Raw genomic sequence first — 19,179 nt, forward strand, 5'->3', positions numbered from 1 at the left:
GTAATCAAGTTAACCGCATAATCCTGCGTAACGGCAAAAATCAGTGCAATTAACTTCACATTCAGAAACCGGTGGTTTCGCGTAAAGCGCTCCTGAAGAAATACCCGCAACAATAGCCAATGCCAATATTAATTTCTTTTTCATAAGAATTTCCTTTTGTTTTCCATTTGTTGTAAATAATCCTTTTTCAATATATCGTTGTTTTTATAGAAGTCAATCACCAAAAAATATTTTATGCTTATCCTAAAACAAACCATTAAAATAATTTCACTTTTTTCATTTTTCTCAATTTTGACATTTTTTTTAACAAATAAATGGCATGAGAATTCCATGATCGAATATGGAAATTTTGAATATTATGTAGCACCTGGATACGTTAAAGTATATGGCGTAGAGTGGTGTGAGTTCTGCAAAAAGACCAAGGATTCCCTTGATAAACTAGGCGTTAGCTACACCTTTTTAGACGTAGACAAGGATATTATCAGCAAGCAGCATTTCAAAGAAATAGGAGGTAGTGCTTACCCCCTAATATTAACAAGCAATTTCTTAATTAAAGGTTACAATGAAAATGTAATTAATGAAAAGTTCTCAAAAGAAAACCAAAGTAAAAAACGGTAAAATTTAAACTCAAAATTAAAAACAAAACATTTAATTTGTTAAAAAATGTTTTTTAACGATCAGGATTAAATTAATTATTAATTTAATAAGGTTTCTTTAAAAATGAGCTTGTACCGTTTGAACTATCCAGCTTTTTAATTGCACTTCTGACATTGCGCCGCTCATTCTCGCGACTTCTTTGCCACCAGCAAATAAAATCAATGTTGGAATACTGCGAATACCTAATTCCGCACTCACTTGCTGTGCGATTTCGGTATTCACCTTGGAAAACAAAATAGATTCTGTTTCGCCGGCTACTTTGGCAAAAGCAGGAGCCATCATCTGACAAGGGCCACACCAGGAAGCCCAAAAGTCCACTAATACCGGCATATCGTTCTTTTCGATATAGCGATAAAAATTGCTGTCATTTAATTCAGCAGGGCTATGAGTATGCAACTGCGCACCGCATTTGCCACACTTGGCATCCAGATGAGATCTGTCATCCGGTATGTTATTGGTCGCGCTACAGGATGGGCAAACGATATGCATGGGAATTCTCCGAAAACGAAAAGCTAATCAAGACTGCAACAAAGACTAATACTTTCGCTGGAATTATCAATGCTCGATATGCTCAGCATGAAACGACTACACTCGAGACACGCCATCAAATCGAACCTTCAAATTCACCATTTAACACACTTAAAAAGAAAGTGTTAAGCTGTGAGAAATCATTTTCAGCCTTTGCGATCTAAGCTGATGCTATTTTCTGGATATGGTTTTCTGACTATGCATTGCCTGGATACAGTTGCATAAGCCAATCATTCACCCCAATATAATGCGAGTACATGAAGAGCAACCTGAACGCAGGAATTCCACCACTTTGAACACCATCCTTATTACTGGCGCAGGACGAAGATTAGGGCTCTATCTGACCGAAGCCTTTTTGCAACAAGGCTGGAATGTTATTGCATTCACTCGCTCTGGCTCAGAAGCCCTGAATAATCTCGATTCAAAGCACCTGTTCCAGTTTGAATTGCCCACTTATAGCCAACAAGAACTCTCGGCCGCATTGACTCAAATTAAACAGCAATTCGGAACGATACAGGCGGTTGTTCATAATGCTTCTGTCTTTGAACAGGATGATAAACACAAGCTTGATGCCTTTGCGTTTTATGAACAACTGTTCCATGTTCATATGCGCGTGCCTATGGCGATCAACGAATTATCCGCAGAGCTATTAGCTAACGAACAAACAGCGGGAAATATCATTCATATCACTGATATCTACGCCGACAATCCAAACGAAGCCTATAGCATGTATTGCTCGACCAAAGCAGGGCTGGAAAACTTGAATAAGAGCTATGCCAAGAAGTTCGCACCGGGTATTCGTGTGAATAGTATCGCTCCGGGGCCCATGATGTTTTTAGAGGAACATTCGGAACAAGAGAAACAAACCGTTGTCAGTGAAACGCTATTACCGATGGAGCACGGCTTTAAGCCTGTCTTAATGGCGATCAATGCCATTCTGAAAAACCACTATATGACGGGGTCATGTGTCAGAGTAGACGGGGGCAGAGCGATTAAGCGAGGTTAGAGTTATTTAACTTGCGCGAAGCATCCACTTAATTCAATACCCCAGATAGATTCGATAGGGGTAGGGACATTTCTGCCCCTCCCTCCGAACCGTACGTGCGGTTCTCCCGCATACGGCTCTCCAGTTAGTAGTTTCCACATCGGGACCGGCTCGCTCTTTCCCACGCTTCATTCATGGTGAAAAGCCCAAGTTTTGCAAAGTAGGCATTAGGCCAACGCTTATGGTCTTCGAGTGTTAGTCCTCGACCGAGGCGTTTTTCCTGTTTTCGTTTTATCGCTCTGAGACGACGTCGGATAAAGCCATACATAAGTTGGAATATCCACAGTCTTGTATGTTTGAAGTAATTAAACCATCCTCTTAGAATTGGGTTTAATTCTCGTATGATTTGCACCACCGCTTTCCCTTGCGTTCGTTTGGTCTTTTCTCTGATTTTGTCTTTCAGTGCCTTGCAGCTCTTACGGCGTACAAAACGCTTGCCGCATTCAAACCTATAGCCCAGAAAGTCAAAACCCTGCTTAGCCATTTCACAATCCAGTTCGTGCAAATAGATATTCGCCAGCAACGAACTTATTTCTGTGGCGTTATGCGGTGGGCAGGGCGGGATTCCACTTTGTTCAATAACTAATCAACGGATAATAATCTAAAGTTTCAGTCGTTAGTGCGTGTAGAACTTGTTCAACCGCACACTGTATTCAGCATTATTTTCCTTACTTTGATGTTACAGTAGCTCAATATTTAAACTTAATAACCTGATTAAATATGTGGGATCTCGCCCTGATGCGGTGGGTGTCCTTGTAAATTTTTGTATAGTTAAAGTCCTTCGCCTTAGTTATCGAAATTTCAGCATGATAGCTTCTGTATTTGTATGCCTGATTGGGTAAGCCCAAGAAATAACATATCGCTCTTCATTTTCAATAGCTCTGACAAATTCTAATGCCTTCTCCCTTTCCAAATAGCTGGCAAGAAGTATGCAGTTCGAGGCAGAACATGAAAAGCTATAAATAGTTAAATCAAATTCGGTAGATAAAGGCATCACTACACTAGTGACAAAATCGATATTTTGAGCCGCCGCTTCGCTGGTGTTATCTAACTCATTCATTTCAGAGGATGTTTTTTCTAAATATGAATCTTTATCAAACATAACTTGTTGGATTTCTTCAACAGCAGTATGGGTTATTATCAGGTCACCTTTTGGGTGAATTCTGGCCCTAATAATATCCTTTCCATCATTGAGAACTTTAAATTTAAAAGGTTCGGACTCGTAAATCTCCTTGAACTTTTTATATAAAATTTCACCTTCATCCAGCACTCTAACCTGACTTGCTGACATTTGTGCCCTTGATTCTAGTAATGCATCAGATTGGGGATGAACATCTAAGGAAGCATCTTTTTTCTTAATTAATGTTTTTTGATCTTCCTCTTTCTCCTCATTCAGAGTCTGAGAGTTATCGACATTCAGAATATTGTTTGATTCAATTGAGTTTTTAGTAGTTCCGCTTTCTTTATCTGGTAAAGGGTGATGATTATTAAAATTAAGACTGAAAATCACAAAGATAAGTATTAGCAGGCTTAGAGAGAAGTATTTCACTTTGATTCTATGTAGTTAGAAGGGGCTATATCAAAGCCACAATCGTATAAAAATTAACTGTGACTTTATCATTTTAACAAGTAAAGATTCTGGTAAGTTACGAATCAGGGATTTGGATTAAGTGAATCATCTTCACATGATTGACAAATATACCCACCCATAGTTCTTACGCAGTTTTTACATTTATAGTCTGCGAACGCTGCATTTGTAAAAAGAAGCAAACCAGAAAGTAATGTCAACTTTAGTATTTTTTTCACCATCTCTTTCCTTAAGGTGTTGGCGTCAGGCTATCATCTTCACAAACTTCGCACATCCAAGAACCATCGTCTAATTTGATACATTTGGTACAAGATGCTGAAACAGCAGATGATGCAAAAGCTAAGGCAAAAAGAGTGAGAAAAATTTTTATTTTGTCATGTTATTATTTTTTAATGTAGATTTTACTGCACAACAATTATTTAAAGATCCTGCTACTGATCGTGCGAAGCGGATTATCCATACTATCTCATTTATTGCAAGCAACTAATTTTTCCTTACTCGTGACTATGCAAATGTAAAGTTTTGAGAATATGCGGGCGAATTAAGGCAGTAACTCTCTGCTGTCGTCATTCCCATAACCATTCCTTCGAAGGCAGTAATCCACCTCCGCCGTAGAGAAATCAATGCTAACAGGTTGAGTTTTGCACTTTGATTCATCGTCAAGCAAATGGCCCCCGCTTTCGCGAGGGTGACGGAAGGCAAGGTTTGCGAAGTAGGCATTAGGCCAACGCTTATGGTCTTCGAGTGTTAGTCCTCGACCGGGGCGTTTTTCCTGTTTTCGTTTAATGGCTCTGAGACGACGTCGGATAAAGCCATCCATAAGTTGGAATATCCGCGCTCTTGCATGTTTGAAGTAATTAAACCATCCTCTTAGAATTGGGTTTAATTCTCGTATGATTTGCACCACCGCTTTCCCTTGCGTTCGTTTGGTCTTTTCTCTGATTTTGTCTTTCAGTGCCTTGCAGCTCTTACGGCGTACAAAACGCTTGCCGCATTCAAACCGATAGCCCAGAAAGTCAAAACCCTGACCTTTTTCCATGCAGTTCCCAAGATGGGTTTTATCCGGGTGCAGTGTTGAATGACGGCACAGTTTATCCATCAGGCTATACCACTTGCCTCCTTTGACGCCGTTACCCAGCGCCGCCAGCATACGCGCCGACCATATTGATGTGTCGACCCAGTCCTGCTGGGTCTCAGCCTCTCGTCTAGCCTTTATTGGCACTGGTAAGGGCATATCACTATCCACCAATATTCTCTTTACGTATCTACTTTCCTGCCCCGCTTTCCTAAGAGTGGGTTTGCTCACCACTCGTCTCATCCGAAAAAAATTCAGACACCGGTACTATCAGGGCTCTGACTACTCTGTTCAGTCACCTCCAAACAGAGAGCTCCCCAGTCCAGATAAATAACCGTCTTGTCGTTCCATCCTCAACCATCCGATGTTGTCTTATCATCGCTTTCACCACCGACATAGCGTGATAAGTGTGTTTCAGACTTCGCCATGCATCTGGAAGCTCGTCACAACATCAAACCGAATCAGGTTCGTTATCCTACGGACCGACAGTTCGCTTCCCGTTACTCTCCACCCAACCTCACGGTTACGCAGTTACGTTCAGCTACGGAGTCTCGGCTTGCTCCGACATGGACTTGCACCATGCTGATTATTCACCCTGTTGGGCGTACTCATGCTGATGACTATCTGCATCTATTGCTCACTGTGAAAAGACCCTGAAATGAATTCTGTCTCTTAGTCACGTCTTTTTATGTCGGATAGATTCTATTCATCAATGATAATTATGCTTTTGTTATTTCTTTGGGTTTCTTGTATGACACGTCCTTCGGACGCGCCAGTTACTTTTCCCAAATTAATAAATAGTCAGCTGAACAAGAAAAGTAACCAAAAGAAATCAGCCCCAACGGTTAACCCATTCCTGTGCTTCTCGAATCTTGAAAGCCGGTCTCACGGTGCATCCATGCACCGGGCAGCCCTAATTCATCATCCCTGATGAATTGCTTTCAATATTCTTCCGATGCTCGGGGTTAACCGAGGGGAACAGACCATTCTTCAAGCTTCATACCACGTCAAGGAGAATAAGGTGACATATAGCCATTTGTATAAAACACAAACGATTAAAAGACCATTCATTCGACTTGTGACTAAGAGACAGAAATAAATTCAGGGTGACGCCAGTTTCACTCAATCACCCTATAGCAACTTGCTTAAATCACCTTTGAAAAAGCCGCAGTACGGCGGTATTTAGGTAGGTACACATCAAAGCACATACACATTGTTCTAATAAAAGCCCTTCCCTGTTCAGCCACCAGAATCCCCTGCTCATCAATGCTGATCAGCCTGTCATTCACCATGGGCTTTAACATCTCCAGTTCTTCTGCGAAGTATTCTTTGAACTGGATATCGAATGCTTTCTCTATGTCAGAAAACATTAACTGATAATGACAAATAAGCTGCTTAATCACCGCAGCTCGCACATGATCATCGTTACTCAGCAAAATTCCCTTGTCCACGATATTGGCATCGTGTCCTGACTCAATGTGATCAATGGCCTGATAATAGTCGTGCAAGGTTTTATGGTTTTGGCAAATCACATCCCCAACCTGGCTGATAGAAGTGATTCCAAACCCTAACAATTCAGCCTCATCCAGTTCCGTATAGCCCTGAAAGTTTCGATGCAAACGCCCTTCCCGCTGAGCGATACTCAGTGGATCATCCGCTTTGGCAAAGTGATCCATTCCAATATGTTGATACCCCATTTTTAACAACCTTGCCTTGGCATATTCCAGCATTTCCTGTTTTAAATCGGCTGAAGGTAGCCATTCATCTTTAATTTTACGTTGCGCCGCAAATCGGCTGGGCATGTGAGCATAATTGAACAAAGACAGCCTGTCTGGCTGCAACTGCTCTATGCAATCCAGCGTATACTCGGCAGTGTTCAAGCTTTGATGGGGCAAGCCATAAACCAGATCCATATTGACCGAATCAAAACCAATCTGGCGCGCTTCTGCCATGATGTCTTGCACATCCACAACATCCTGAACGCGGTTGATAGCAAGCTGTACCGAACGATCAAAATCCTGAATGCCCATGCTGATACGATTAAAGCCAGCTTCACGCAAAGCCTTTAAATCACCCTGTTGAACCAGTCGCGGATCCAGCTCAATACTGATTTCCGCACCCGGCTTAAGATTGGTATAGCGACGCACGGTCTCCAATAGCGAAGCAAGCTGTTCTGGACGCAGGAAATTAGGCGTACCACCGCCCAAATGGATCTGGCAAATCTGCTTGTCTTTCAAATAGGCACTACGCTGAATAATTTCCTTAAACAAATAACCGAGATAACGCTCTGCCTTCTCTTTTTGGCGCGTTACCATCTTGTTGCAAGCGCAGTAGTAACAAAGCTGATGGCAAAACGGGATATGAAAATATAAAGACACATCATTGTGCTCAGAATGCTGTAATGCTTGAACAAGATGCGAATCATCAACGCCCTTCGCAAGCTCCAATGCCGTAGGATATGACGTGTATCTCGGCCCGTTTTGGTTATATTTACGGGTAAGGTGAGTAATTGATTGAGTGGTTTCGGTCATTAATCTTTCAAGAAAGTAACTTGCTTAATAGAGTGATGGTATCCTAGCAACCCGTTTATCCGGGCAGGTTGACGTACATCAAGAAAGCAACAGGAATAACAATAAATGACGATGTTCAACGGCAACGGAACGGTTGCCGAATTTAGTGAAATTACAGCGCTATTAACCCATCACTGGGTTGGATATGCCTGTTTAGCGATTTTCTTTGTCGGCTATGTACTGGTCATTTTAGAAGAGCGGCTCAAGCTACGTAAATCCAAACCCATGTTGTTGGCTGCCGCGCTTATATGGGTCTTGATTGGTATATTCTTTAGCGCTCATGGCGCAACAGAGCTGGTTGAAGTAGGCATGAGGCATAGCTTCCTTGAATATGCTGAGTTATTTTTCTTCTTACTCGTCACCATGACCTATATCAACGCCATGATGGAGCGGGGTGTATTTCATGCTCTAAGGCTATGGTTAATCGCCCATGATTACACCTATCGGCAACTATTCTGGATTACAGGACTTCTCGCATTTTTCCTGTCACCGGTTGCTGATAACCTGACCACCGCCTTAATTCTTTGTGCCGTGGTCATGGCCGTATCAGACGGACGCTCAAAGTTCGTCCTGATTTCATGCATCAATATCGTTGTTGCTGCCAATGCGGGAGGAGCATTCAGCCCTTTCGGTGACATCACAACCTTGATGATTTGGCAAAAAGGCATGGTCTCTTTTTGGGATTTCTTTCAGTTATTTTTACCAGCCGTGGTCAATTTCATGATACCTGCGCTGATCATGCAATACGCCATTCCAAATTCCATTCCTCCAGAGCATGGATTACCGCATAAACAAATTAAATTTGGTGGACGCCTTATCGTTTTGCTCTTTGCTGCAACGATTACAACCGCCGTCACCTTTCATTCTATGCTGGGGATCCCTCCCGTTTTCGGCATGTTAACCGGGCTTGCTTATCTGAAATTGTACGGCTACGTGTTACGCCAGCGCTCTCGGGCATGGGTTCACAAGGCAGACAACCCTCCGGGAAGTGTTGATGACCCCTACGATTTTGATGTGTTCGCTAAAGTTGCCCATGCCGAGTGGGATACCTTGTTCTTCTTCTACGGCGTCATCATGGCCGTTGGCGGCTTGGGATTTATTGGATATCTTGGACTGGCTTCGGAAATGATTTATGGTCAATTCGGGCTCACCATCGCCAATAGTCTGGTCGGTATTGTGTCAGCCGTCGTGGATAATATTCCCGTGGTTTACGCCATACTCACCATGCAACCCGATATGCCAGAATACCAATGGTTGCTGGTAACTTTGTCCGCAGGCGTTGGCGGCAGTTTGCTTTCCATCGGTTCTGCAGCCGGTGTTGCCTTGATGGGGCAAGCAAGAGGACAGTACACTTTTTGGGGGCATTTGAAATGGACTCCCGTAATAGCACTGGGCTATGTTGCCAGCATTCTTGTTCACTTAGGCTTAAATGGGTAAGTAATACACAAACTTGCAGACGTCAGTATTCTAAGTTAAAAAGGCTGCATTGAAATGCAAAAAAACATGCGCAAAAGACGTATACGAGGCGCATGCGATAAGCCCATTAATCCGGTTAGAGACTGACAATCACACTCATGAACTTTGCCAAAAAAATCACAGATGCCCGCCCTTACATGAGCCCATCTGCCAATAATCAGCAGTCTCAGGAAGTTGTTCCACTCACCCGATTCGAAAGTGACCGAGGTCGCATTATCAACTCAGCGGCAGTGCGTCGATTGCAGCAAAAAACCCAGGTATTTCCTCTGGAACGCAATTCTGCGGTACGCAGCCGGCTAACACACTCGTTAGAAGTGCAGCAGGTTGGGCGCTTTATCGTGCAAACCATTTTTCGCAACCTGACAGAACAAGAACAGAAAGAATATGGATTATCAGGTTTGGAACGCCATCTGGAAAGCCTGGTGGAAATGGCCTGCCTGATGCACGACATCGGCAACCCTCCATTTGGTCATTTTGGCGAACAGGCAATCAACGATTGGTTTGGGAAAAACCTGTCATCTTGTTATCCCAAAAGCCAATCAGGTTCAATCCAGCTAAATGAAGAACTGGCTCGTGATATTTGTCATTTTGAAGGCAACGCCCAAGCCATTCGTTTAGTTCATACGCTGTTGAATTTAAACCTGACCTACACCCAGGTGTCGGGCATTCTGAAATACACCCGCTGTGGCACAAACGTCAAACCCGAGAAGCCTCACCCACAGCATTATCTGCAAAAGAAAGTGGGTTATTACTTCAGTGAAACTGGTTATGTAAATGACTTGCGTAAAGCGCTAGACATGGAAGAAGGTTGCCGTCACCCGGTGTCGTACATCATGGAAGCGGCTGACGATATTTCCTATTGTATTGCCGATCTGGAAGATGCAGTGGAAAAGCATATTCTGGATTTAGACAAGTTACAGTCAGCACTGATAAAGGAATTTGAAGCGCTAATCGACAAATATAAACTCTCCCCTGCCGTGCCCAAGGCTCTGGATCTAAGAGAAATCTTACGCAAATCGAATCAAGCCAAAGAAAAAGACAATATTTGCCCGTCCAGCCAGTTTTTTATCGCCTTTCGAGTTGGGGTTATTCATCCTCTGGTAAAACATGCAGCGGACAAGTTTAAAACTCACATCAACGAAGTATACAGCGGTACATTTAACGCGGCATTGCTGGAAGATGAGAGCTACGCTCATGCCATTACCGAATCGCTAAAAAACGTGGCCTTCAAATTCGCTTTCTGCCATCAGGAAGTAGAAGCGATGGAGTTACGAGGTTACAAGGTGATCACAGGCTTACTGGATGCCTATCAGCCTTTGCTCCAGTTAGATCGCAGCACCTTCGATGCTGTCGCAGAACAGAAAAAACAGGCTCCCTTACTCGAGAAACGCCTTTACAAAAAGCTCTCCAGTAAACATTTAAGAGCCTATAAACAAGCTGTCGCAGATAAAAATGATGAACTGGAATTTTATTATCGCTGCCGTTTACTGCAGGACTACATTAGCGGCATGACAGATCAATTCGCCTATGACGAATATCGTGCATTGATGGTCGCAGACTAAATACCTGAGCTGCGCATAATCACGTTATGCGCAGTGCTCCATAACAACATAGCTCCCCAATGTTCAACAGCCCCGGAAATATCCTTTTCATTTTTTTGAATCAAAAGCGGCAAATTTCATCTATCTGCTACACTTAAGTTATTCCACGTCAGGGAAACCAAATAACCTGAGCTCAGTATAAGTAATACACTCTCTATTGTATTTTGCATTTATTGGATGTAATCGGTGAGCGCTAACTACCTATGAAAAAAGATGTTCCGGTAAAAATCGGATTAATGGCTCCTTTAACCGGTTTGGTGCAATTGTACGGACCAGAAATATCTCATGCAGGGATCATTGCATGTAATCAAATAAATCGTCTCGGCGGCGTGTTAGGACGTCCTTTGGAATTGGTTATTGGTGATGACGGAAGCTTGCCCGACACAGCCGTACCTTGCGCATTAAAACTGATCGAAGAAGATGGATGCGATGCCATTATCGGTAATCTACTTTCTAATTCGCGTATTGCGGTCAACTATGAAGTCGCAAACTACAAGAAGATACCCTACCTGAACTTTTCATTTTACGAAGGCAGTATTAGTGGTCGCTATTTTTTTAATTTTGCCGCCCTACCGAATCAGCAAATTGATAAAATGGTGCCTTATATGGCTGAGCGATTCGGCCCCAAATTTTATTTTGCCGGAAGTAACTACGAATGGCCCCGAGGTTCAATCGATGCCGCCAAAAGCGCCTTGAATGATTACGGTGGTGAAATTGTCGGCGAAGAGTATTTTGAATTTGGCACTTCTGACTTCCATCCTTTACTGGAGAAGGTAAAGCGTTCTGGTGCTGACGTTTTTGTTCCTTATTTTGCTGGTCATGATCAAATCAATTTGCTGACTCAATTCACACAGTTAGGACTAAAAGAAAAAATCACGGTGGTCATGGGTCACTACGATGAAGCGATGGTTTCAAACCTGTCCGAACATGTTCGAGAAGGCTTCTATTCCAGTAATACCTATTTCATGTCCATTGATACCGAAAAAAATCATCAATATTTGAAAGAATTGGCACAACTTCCAGATGTAAATGGCATTTGGCCTAATGGCAATGGCATCCTGACTAATTTTGGTGAAGGTACTTACAATTGTGTTATGGCCTATGCAAATGCAGTGAATTTAGCGGGTACAACCGAACCTGAGGCAGTTGTAGAAGCACTACTCCATATTCAGGTAAATGGGCTGCAAGGTACTCTGCATATGGAACCATCGACTCATCATTCCTCGGTAAACAGTTACCTTTCTCGCTGCTTACCTAATGGTCAGTTTGAAATCATTGAAAGTTTTGGCGAAATAGAACCCAGAATTCCTGCTCGCTATCTGGATAGCTTTTCCGTTAAAGCTGAGGATAGCGCAGACAAGTTCAAAGAAGAACCTTCGTCATGGCATATATTGGGCATAGTCAAAATCAATAAATCCACCACCGGTGAAATATTAAGTGCGCTTTATTCCAATGTGGAAAACGCCCTATTAATTGAATTGGCAAAAAACGAAGAAGTCATCCAGTTATTAAAAACAAATGAAGTACGCTGCGTTATCCGCTCGCCTGAACATCTGATACGGAAAGGCTTAGGCGACAAAGTGAAATTTGAACTATTAACCAATGAAAGCAGTGTGGCTGAAATCGCCATCTTTACCAATTTTCAAATTCACAACCATTCAACCTTGGGATTAGCCTTCGACACCGCCGACATTGCAATTATTGTGACCTCAGATAAAGGAAAAATACTGAACGCGAACAAAACTGCGGTCAAGCTGTTTGGCTACCCACATGAAGAGATGAAAAATCATAGCGTTAACTTGCTAATTCCTCCCAGATTTCGCGTTCGCCACAGTGAATATATCGCCAAATTTGTAGATTCAGCTCAAAATGAAAAAGCAATGTCGTTACGCTCAGAGTTGTATGGATACAAGCGCGATGGCAGCGAATTTCCGATGACAGCCAGTATTGCCAAAATCACATCGGCAGGTGAAACCAAACTGATTGTTACCATTCGGGATATTACCCATCAGAAAAGCTATGAATCACAGCTGATTTGGAGCGCCACTCACGATGCTTTAACTCAATTGCCGAATCGTGCCTTGATTCGAGAGCGCATTGAAAAAGCGCTGGAACGTTCCTCCAGCAGCAATAAGCCTGTCATTTTGATGTTTCTTGATTTAGACGCTTTCAAATTTATTAATGACAATTACGGACATGATTTTGGTGACTTGCTTCTAAAGGAAATGTCTGTACGCCTGATCAATACGGCTCGCCCTGGAGACACTGTAGCGCGCTTCGGAGGCGATGAGTTTTTGATCTTGTGCGAACGCAGTACCGAAGACATTGAAGATATGTCTCGATTCATTGAATCCATTGTTCGCATTATGCGCCAACCCGTTGTTATCAACGGTATTGAGATCCATACCAGTGCCAGCATTGGGGTAGCAATGGGCTACGGGGGTACTCATAGCCCGGATGATCTTCTGAAAAATGCAGATGTTGCCATGTATTCGGCAAAAGAGAAGGGGCGCGATGGCTGGATGCAATACGACAGCCAACTGCATGAACAATCTCGCCTTCAGGTAAAGGTCGCTAAAGAGCTCACCAGCGCTATCAGCGAAGGCAAGTTAACCATGTATCTACAGCCTATTGTAGATATGAAAAAAGTTCGCATCGTTGGAGCGGAAGCCCTTTGCCGTTGGCAAGACGATGATCAGATGATATCGCCAGCGATATTTATTCCCATTGCAGAAATGACCGGGTTAATCAAAAAAGTGGGACTGTTCGCTTTTGAGGAAGTCTGTAAGTTATTACATGCCTGGCATGACAAAGTCGAAATCGGAGAACTTGAGTATATATCCTTGAACGTATCAGCGTTTCAATTAGATGATATTAACCTGCCGGAAACATTTAAAGCTATCGCTGAACGTTATAAGGTTCACCCCAAAAACATCTTGCTGGAGGTAACTGAAACCGCCATCGTTCAAAACTTCAAAAGCGGTATATCTGTGCTACAAAAACTTGGCGATATGGGATTCTCGCTCGCCATCGACGATTTTGGCACAGGGTACTCATCATTAGGTCAGCTCATTAAGCTACCTGTCGACAAAATTAAAATTGATAAAATGTTTGTCGATGATGTGGCAACCAAGGAAGAAGCTCGCTTGCTAATCCAGGCAATTGAACATATGGCTCATGGATTGAAAATGAAAATAGTGGCTGAAGGTGTGGAGAATACTCAGCAAAGCTCGATTTTAGAGGAGCTGAACATTGATTATCTGCAAGGGTTCCTGTTTTATCGCCCGATGCCAGCAAAGGAATTTATACGGTTGTTAGAGCGCGATTAACCGACAGATTGCTTATGCACAGCCCATGTGTACTAGCTCATGCTACTTAACGTCCATAGAGCCAAGAGCAATCGGCTTCGGCTTCCCATAGTAGTATCCTTGAACATATTCCACCGCCAGCTCTTCTGCAAACTTATGCTGTTCTTCCGTTTCAATGCCTTTAATAACCGTTTCGATGTTGAGAGTATGTAACATTTGTACAATACCCTTCAACTTCACTCTATCCCGTTTCAAATTGGACTGAATCAGATGAGGAGATGTTTTCACCAAACTAATGGGGAAATCGGTTAAACAAGAAATAGCTGACACTCCAGCACCAAAATTATCCAACGCCAAACGACAACCAAGATCAGCTATAGATTGCAAGCACTGACGACGCCTTCCCCCCCCCTGTAACAGCGCTTTTTCGTCGATCTCAAACACAACATGGCTGGCATCAACCTCATAGGTTCTCAGACAGTAGCAAATATGATCATAAAGGGTCTCATCAACCAATTGATGAGTAGATAAATTAATAGAAATAAATTGAATACTGGCACGAGTCTGAAGATTAGGCAGAGTCGCGATAGCCATTTCAATCGACCAACGACCAATCTCCCATATCAAACCGGTTTCTTCCGCAAAATTGATGAACTCTTTTGCCTCTAGTATCTGATCACTTTTGTGTAATCGCATTAACCCTTCATAGCCAGCGATATTGCGATTAGCAAGATGTTGTACGGGCTGAAAATGAACATCTATTTGCTGATTATAAAGCGCTTCTTTCAGAATTATTTCCATTACCGAGCTTTTTTCAAATTCAACCTGCATATCCTGTTGAAAAAAGCACACTTGATTGCGACCCGTTCTTTTCGCCCTATATAGCGCAATGTCCGCATGTCTCATTATATTGTCCAGATCATCATGACCCTCAAGATCTGTAGCAATACCCACGCTTGCCGTTGCGTTTACCCTGCGTTTTCCAACATCAAAGGGTTCACTCAGCGACTTTACAATTCTACGAGCCAAATTACTGGCTTCATTGCCGGAAGACTTGCCACTCAAGAGAATCACAAACTCATCACCTCCCAATCGGGCAAAGACCTCGCTACCTCGAATAACTTTTTGCACTCGTTTCGCTACATGCTTCAATACCTCATCACCCACTGCATGTCCGCAGGAATCATTGATTTGCTTAAAGTGATCCAGGTCAAACATGATAATAGCAATTTGGGTGTCTTTACGTTTGGCGTTGGAACGATATATGGCATAAGCCTGTTCGAACAGATAGCGATTGGCAAGCCCGGTTAGCGAGTCGCGCTCAGCAATTTTCTTGGTCTCAACAAAATGTTGATGCTGGACTTTTTCCTCTTCAAAGCGGGTTTTGGCATGGGCAATGGCTCGTTTCAGCGCAGCAACGCTGATATTGCCCTTCACCAGAAAGTCTTGTGCGCCTTTACGGATACATTCTTGAGACAGTTCAATGTCTTCCGAATTACTCAACATAACAATAGGCGTCTCGTTTTTCATCGGCGGCTTGCGTAACTCATCCAACAACAAAACGCCGTCACCGGGAGGCATTCGATAATCCAATAATACCAAATCGAAGGTATCCTGTTTAAGGTAAGATAATCCTTGTTCCAGTGAATGAGCTTCAACAAACTCATGAGCAGGATCATCAGAGCGCAGTATTCGCTTTATATGCTCGCGATCAACCAGATCATCATCAACTATCAATATCTTCAACGTCACTGTCTCCGTTACTATTATTATTTTTTTGGGACATGATAGATTTCCAATGAACCGGCCAAATGATGCGCATTTCAGTGCCGTTTTTACCATCAGAATGAATAACGAGGGAGCCACCAAAATGGGCGAGAATTTTGCTGATAATAGCGAGCCCCATACCACTGCCTTCAACTTCATCTCTGGGCTTCAACGTTTGGAACATTTCCATTGCTTTTTCATGCAATTCGGGAGGAATACCCGGGCCATCATCAATAACACTAATCACATAATTTTTATGATCTTTCTGACATTTTACGTTGATGTGACCAGTGTCTTTGTGATGATGTCGAATAGCGTTACTTAACAAATTGCGTAACACAATTTCAAAAGGAATTCGAGGTAGCGTTAGCTCGTACTCTTCAGCATCCAAAGTGAATTTGTTTGAGTTATCCAAGATATCGAAAATATCTTTTGCCAAGGTTCCCAGCTGAAAAGTTTGATCGGTAAAATCCAACTTGGAAATACGCGAATAACTGAGTAAGTCATTCAGTAACCTTTTCATTCTGTCGCAACGATTTTTAAGAATTTCAAAGTGGTTTTTAGATGTTTCCGGCAAGATGTCGCCACAATCCTCTTCGATCCAACCGACAATGCTACCAATGGCATTCAGTGGCGATTTCAGATCATGGGAAGCGATATAGGCGAACTGATGTAAATCTTCATTACTTTTTTGCAGTTCTTCATTGCGTTTTTCCAAACGCTCGGTCAATTCGATCTCTTTGTCGATATCAACCACATAAGTCACAATAAACGACTTTTTGTTATCCGGTGAACGCACAATAGAGCACGACATCAAGCCCCAAATATGTTTACCTGCCTTATGCAGGAATAAACGAGGCTCTCTGGATTCCTTGGTTTTTCCTGTACGCAAGTCTTCCAGGGTTTTCTTCATGGCAGGGCGATGCTCTTCCACCAGCACATCACAAACATGCATGCCCAGTAATTCTTCTTTCTTGTAGCCAACACGTCTTGGTAAAGAAGGATTTACCTCAATGAAATAACCTTCCTGATCTTGAATAGCAAAACCCACAACTGAAGCATTAATGGCCGTTTCAAACAGTGCCTGATTTTCTGCCAGCTTTTGTTCTACATTAACCAGTTCAGTGAGATCCTGAATAACACCGGTAAAAAAGGGTTGATCGTTGGCGTTCCCCGCTGTGACTTTAAGCATAACCGGGAATATCTCGCCACTGCGCTTGCGTCCTTCCAATTTGCGCGATTTACCAATGGTTTTCCGTGTTCGCGTCAATTTGTACATCTTCATGTAGTCGTCGTGAGCTGAACGATGCGGCTCTGGCATAATGGCACTCACGTTTTGTCCAATTAACTCTTCCGGGTAAAAGCCAAACATAGGTAACACGGCCTGATTAGCCGACAGGACAATACCATTGGTATCAATAGTAATGATGGCATCTTGAACGGAACGAAACGTGGCCTGCATTTTTTCATTGGCTAAATCAAGTTCTGCTTTACTTTCTTGCAACTTCTCCATACTCCAATGGTAAGCGTTGGCAAGCTGCCCGATTTCGTTCTTGGGCAATCGCTTGGGAAGCACAAAATTGCCTGTTTTTACCGATTCCTGACAGGCATCAAGCAAAGCATTAATCGGTACATAGAGCTGATTTTTCAGCAAATAATGAATAATGGCTCCAATCACTAACAAGTTAAGGAAAAAGAACAGCAGTGTGTAATTGGTAAACTCCATTTTTTCTTGCTGATATCGGTACATGTTGAAACTGACAAAAACCACCCCTTTGGTTCCCGCCGGGCCAATCAAAGGGCCACTCAATTCTCTTAAAATAATTCGGGATTCAATGTGATTCTCGTCTCGAAACAGGGAAACAATCTCAGGTGTAAATAGCGTGGATTTGTATAGAGTATCAATAAGATTGGCTTGCTCTACATCGAATATTTCTGCGTAGTGCTTGTCTTTGAATTGGATGTCACTAATGGCGATGGCTTTGCCTGAATGATCAAAGATTGCAATCATGTTGATGTCTTGACTGGCTGAAAAATTCTGCATCATGCGGCGCAATCGAGGCAAATTATCGACGGTCAAAATCTCGGTAGCATATTCAATACCATTGGCAATTTCGGTAATGCGCTCATTCGTTCTGCCTTCAATAGAGGAGTTAACAAATCGATCTTGCCATAACAAAATTCCCAGATTGACCACTATCAAAACACAAATCAGTAATACCAACAGTGATCGGGTAATGGATCCTGTTATATAAGACTTGATTTTCTGCACAAAAGATTGCGTTTCCATAGGGTCTCGTTAATTCTGCTTGGGAAGGTATTCAGGGCTGCTGTAAACGTTGGTGTTAATGTCTTGTGTAAAAGACGACATGGTTTCAGCCAAGTTGTTAAACACATTATTCAACTCCCCGGCTTCTCCTAACATTGTATGATTCAATGCCAAATCACCGGGGGTCATCCCTTCATAACCTTTAATAAATTCATCCGGGGGGGCATCAATATAATTAGCAATTTCGGTAAGAACCGATTCAGGATCTTTCTTTATTTCATCAATAATCTGAAACCATATAGCGACAAATATTTTCAGCTGTTCCCGTTTTTCATCCGTGATGTTTTTACGGGTAAGCAAGTTATCAACTACATCGCTTTTAATCTCTTTGGTCGTGAAAAGTATGTTCCCTGCCAGCTGTTCTGCTGTTTTTGACAATAAAGGTTCCCATAACACAGCAGCATCAACCTCTCTTCTCAACAACATCTCTCGACCCAACTCATTACTCACATCAACAAGTTCAACCAGATCAGAGTCAATGCTATGTAAGCGCAAGGCTTCCATTAAAATGGTGTGACTGACAACCCCCACCTGACAGGCGACTTTTTTGCCAACAAGATCTTTGACACTTTTGATATCAGGTGCAGCAACGATGCCATCGGCACCTGATGAAATGTTGGTTATCAGAACAACATGAATATCATCTTCCGTGATAGGCAATTGCATGACGTCCCACGAAGAAGAGTAGACAGCATCCAATTGCCCTCGCAGAAATGCTCGAGATGAATCTTCCATATTATCAAAACGATTTAACTGAACATTCAGTCCAGCCTGCTTAAAAAGCTCTTTGTATTCTGCATAGTAAATAATATCGAAGCCTGGCCACGGCGAAATACCCACTCGCAAAGGTTCATCAACATCAACCCGGGAACACCCCTTGATGAATATTAGAGTTGCTATCAGCGTGACCTGTATAGCCCGCTTAAAGAGCTGATTTGTATACATCGCGACTCTCACTACTCCCCATTACTCCCACGACTCACATTACTTAACAGCTAATACCTGCAAACTGCATAGCTCCTGCTAATAACAATGAGAACTTGTGTCCTTTTACACTCTGATTTACTTTTCCTGATAGCTTAAAGCGTAGGCAACTTGTTGTTATTTCTCCACCTAACTTGATTTTGAATTTCAATATTCCCCTTCCTTTTCATTTGAAACAGGGGGTAAAAAATGACTATTTTTAGGGATCGTTACGATGAATGCGGGATTCTGTGCGAGGGGAACACTGGTCA

The 19,179-nt window shown here is 42.6% G+C and carries 15 protein-coding genes; 6 read left to right on the top strand and 9 right to left on the bottom strand.

The features are described from left to right. Window positions 1-9: 9 nt before the first annotated feature. Window positions 10-144, bottom strand: coding sequence for a hypothetical protein (locus KIH87_RS19445; protein ID WP_269751478.1), 135 nt, complete (start codon window positions 142-144; stop codon window positions 10-12). A gap of 186 nt (window positions 145-330) precedes the next feature. Here KIH87_RS19445 and KIH87_RS18345 point away from each other — a divergent pair, with 186 nt between their 5' ends. Continuing rightward, a complete protein-coding gene (locus tag KIH87_RS18345; RefSeq protein WP_232359297.1) occupies window positions 331-618 on the top strand; it encodes a glutaredoxin family protein in 288 nt (95 codons plus the stop codon). A 96-nt stretch (window positions 619-714) separates the two neighbouring features. Here KIH87_RS18345 and trxC read toward each other — a convergent pair whose 3' ends face one another. Then, window positions 715-1,146 carry a thioredoxin TrxC gene (gene trxC, locus KIH87_RS18350; RefSeq protein ID WP_232359298.1) on the bottom strand — a complete coding sequence of 144 codons (432 nt, stop codon included), beginning with the start codon at window positions 1,144-1,146 and terminating at the stop codon, window positions 715-717. A gap of 331 nt (window positions 1,147-1,477) precedes the next feature. Between trxC and KIH87_RS18355 the strand changes: the two genes are divergently transcribed. Then, complete coding sequence (locus KIH87_RS18355; protein WP_232359299.1) at window positions 1,478-2,191, top strand: SDR family NAD(P)-dependent oxidoreductase; 714 nt, start codon at window positions 1,478-1,480, stop codon at window positions 2,189-2,191. Between the two features lie 124 nt (window positions 2,192-2,315). On the opposite strand, the gene KIH87_RS18360 is transcribed toward KIH87_RS18355, so the two are convergent. The 3 genes from KIH87_RS18360 to KIH87_RS18370 form a co-directional block, all read right to left on the bottom strand. Next, window positions 2,316-2,714: a group II intron maturase-specific domain-containing protein gene (locus tag KIH87_RS18360; RefSeq protein ID WP_232359300.1), complete on the bottom strand. Its 399-nt coding sequence runs from the start codon at window positions 2,712-2,714 to the stop codon at window positions 2,316-2,318. 306 nt (window positions 2,715-3,020) lie between these two features. Next, on the bottom strand, window positions 3,021-3,779 hold the full coding sequence (locus KIH87_RS18365) for a hypothetical protein (RefSeq protein WP_232359301.1): 759 nt from the start codon (window positions 3,777-3,779) through the stop codon (window positions 3,021-3,023). A gap of 580 nt (window positions 3,780-4,359) precedes the next feature. Further along, window positions 4,360-5,124, bottom strand: coding sequence for a group II intron maturase-specific domain-containing protein (locus KIH87_RS18370; protein ID WP_232359302.1), 765 nt, complete (start codon window positions 5,122-5,124; stop codon window positions 4,360-4,362). 195 nt (window positions 5,125-5,319) lie between these two features. On the opposite strand from KIH87_RS18370, the gene KIH87_RS18375 reads away from it, so the two are divergent. Then, on the top strand, window positions 5,320-5,550 hold the full coding sequence (locus tag KIH87_RS18375) for a hypothetical protein (RefSeq protein ID WP_232359303.1): 231 nt from the start codon (window positions 5,320-5,322) through the stop codon (window positions 5,548-5,550). A 488-nt stretch (window positions 5,551-6,038) separates the two neighbouring features. On the opposite strand, the gene hemN is transcribed toward KIH87_RS18375, so the two are convergent. Further along, window positions 6,039-7,424 carry an oxygen-independent coproporphyrinogen III oxidase gene (hemN, locus tag KIH87_RS18380; protein ID WP_232359304.1) on the bottom strand — a complete coding sequence of 462 codons (1,386 nt, stop codon included), beginning with the start codon at window positions 7,422-7,424 and terminating at the stop codon, window positions 6,039-6,041. Window positions 7,425-7,529: 105 nt separating this feature from the next. On the opposite strand from hemN, the gene nhaD reads away from it, so the two are divergent. The 3 genes from nhaD (at window position 7,530) to KIH87_RS18395 (ending at window position 13,869) form a co-directional block, all read left to right on the top strand. Continuing rightward, window positions 7,530-8,900 (top strand): sodium:proton antiporter NhaD, encoded by a 1,371-nt coding sequence (nhaD, locus tag KIH87_RS18385; protein WP_232359305.1) that lies wholly within the window; start codon window positions 7,530-7,532, stop codon window positions 8,898-8,900. A gap of 137 nt (window positions 8,901-9,037) precedes the next feature. Next, window positions 9,038-10,501 carry a dGTPase gene (gene dgt, locus KIH87_RS18390; protein WP_232359306.1) on the top strand — a complete coding sequence of 488 codons (1,464 nt, stop codon included), beginning with the start codon at window positions 9,038-9,040 and terminating at the stop codon, window positions 10,499-10,501. A gap of 242 nt (window positions 10,502-10,743) precedes the next feature. Further along, a complete protein-coding gene (locus KIH87_RS18395; protein ID WP_232359307.1) occupies window positions 10,744-13,869 on the top strand; it encodes an ABC transporter substrate-binding protein in 3,126 nt (1,041 codons plus the stop codon). A gap of 42 nt (window positions 13,870-13,911) precedes the next feature. Here KIH87_RS18395 and KIH87_RS18400 read toward each other — a convergent pair whose 3' ends face one another. From KIH87_RS18400 to KIH87_RS18410, 3 genes are read right to left on the bottom strand one after another with little or no spacing between them, the layout of a single operon-like run. Further along, window positions 13,912-15,594 (bottom strand): putative bifunctional diguanylate cyclase/phosphodiesterase, encoded by a 1,683-nt coding sequence (locus tag KIH87_RS18400; RefSeq protein WP_232359308.1) that lies wholly within the window; start codon window positions 15,592-15,594, stop codon window positions 13,912-13,914. Beyond that, window positions 15,575-17,905, bottom strand: coding sequence for a sensor histidine kinase (locus KIH87_RS18405; protein WP_232359309.1), 2,331 nt, complete (start codon window positions 17,903-17,905; stop codon window positions 15,575-15,577). The genes KIH87_RS18400 and KIH87_RS18405 overlap by 20 nt, the downstream gene beginning before the upstream one ends. Before the next feature lie 9 nt (window positions 17,906-17,914). Further along, window positions 17,915-18,889, bottom strand: a complete 975-nt coding sequence (locus tag KIH87_RS18410; protein WP_232359310.1) for an ABC transporter substrate-binding protein — start codon at window positions 18,887-18,889, stop codon at window positions 17,915-17,917. Window positions 18,890-19,179: the final 290 nt, after the last annotated feature.

The sequence above is a fragment of the Paraneptunicella aestuarii genome (genome assembly GCF_019900845.1).
Lineage (GTDB): Bacteria > Pseudomonadota > Gammaproteobacteria > Enterobacterales > Alteromonadaceae > Paraneptunicella > Paraneptunicella aestuarii.

Bases quoted from the DNA above. Each gene is read 5' to 3' on its own strand.
- KIH87_RS18345 (WP_232359297.1), top strand. From the start codon at position 331: ATGATCGAATATGGAAATTTTGAATATTATGTAGCACCTGGATACGTT.
- KIH87_RS18375 (WP_232359303.1), top strand. From the start codon at position 5,320: ATGCATCTGGAAGCTCGTCACAACATCAAACCGAATCAGGTTCGTTAT.
- nhaD (WP_232359305.1), top strand. From the start codon at position 7,530: ATGACGATGTTCAACGGCAACGGAACGGTTGCCGAATTTAGTGAAATT.
- KIH87_RS18405 (WP_232359309.1), bottom strand. From the start codon at position 17,905: ATGGAAACGCAATCTTTTGTGCAGAAAATCAAGTCTTATATAACAGGA.
- KIH87_RS18410 (WP_232359310.1), bottom strand. From the start codon at position 18,889: ATGTATACAAATCAGCTCTTTAAGCGGGCTATACAGGTCACGCTGATA.
- KIH87_RS18360 (WP_232359300.1), bottom strand. From the start codon at position 2,714: ATGGCTAAGCAGGGTTTTGACTTTCTGGGCTATAGGTTTGAATGCGGC.
- KIH87_RS18395 (WP_232359307.1), top strand. From the start codon at position 10,744: ATGAAAAAAGATGTTCCGGTAAAAATCGGATTAATGGCTCCTTTAACC.
- hemN (WP_232359304.1), bottom strand. From the start codon at position 7,424: ATGACCGAAACCACTCAATCAATTACTCACCTTACCCGTAAATATAAC.
- KIH87_RS19445 (WP_269751478.1), bottom strand. From the start codon at position 144: ATGAAAAAGAAATTAATATTGGCATTGGCTATTGTTGCGGGTATTTCT.
- dgt (WP_232359306.1), top strand. From the start codon at position 9,038: ATGAACTTTGCCAAAAAAATCACAGATGCCCGCCCTTACATGAGCCCA.
- trxC (WP_232359298.1), bottom strand. From the start codon at position 1,146: ATGCATATCGTTTGCCCATCCTGTAGCGCGACCAATAACATACCGGAT.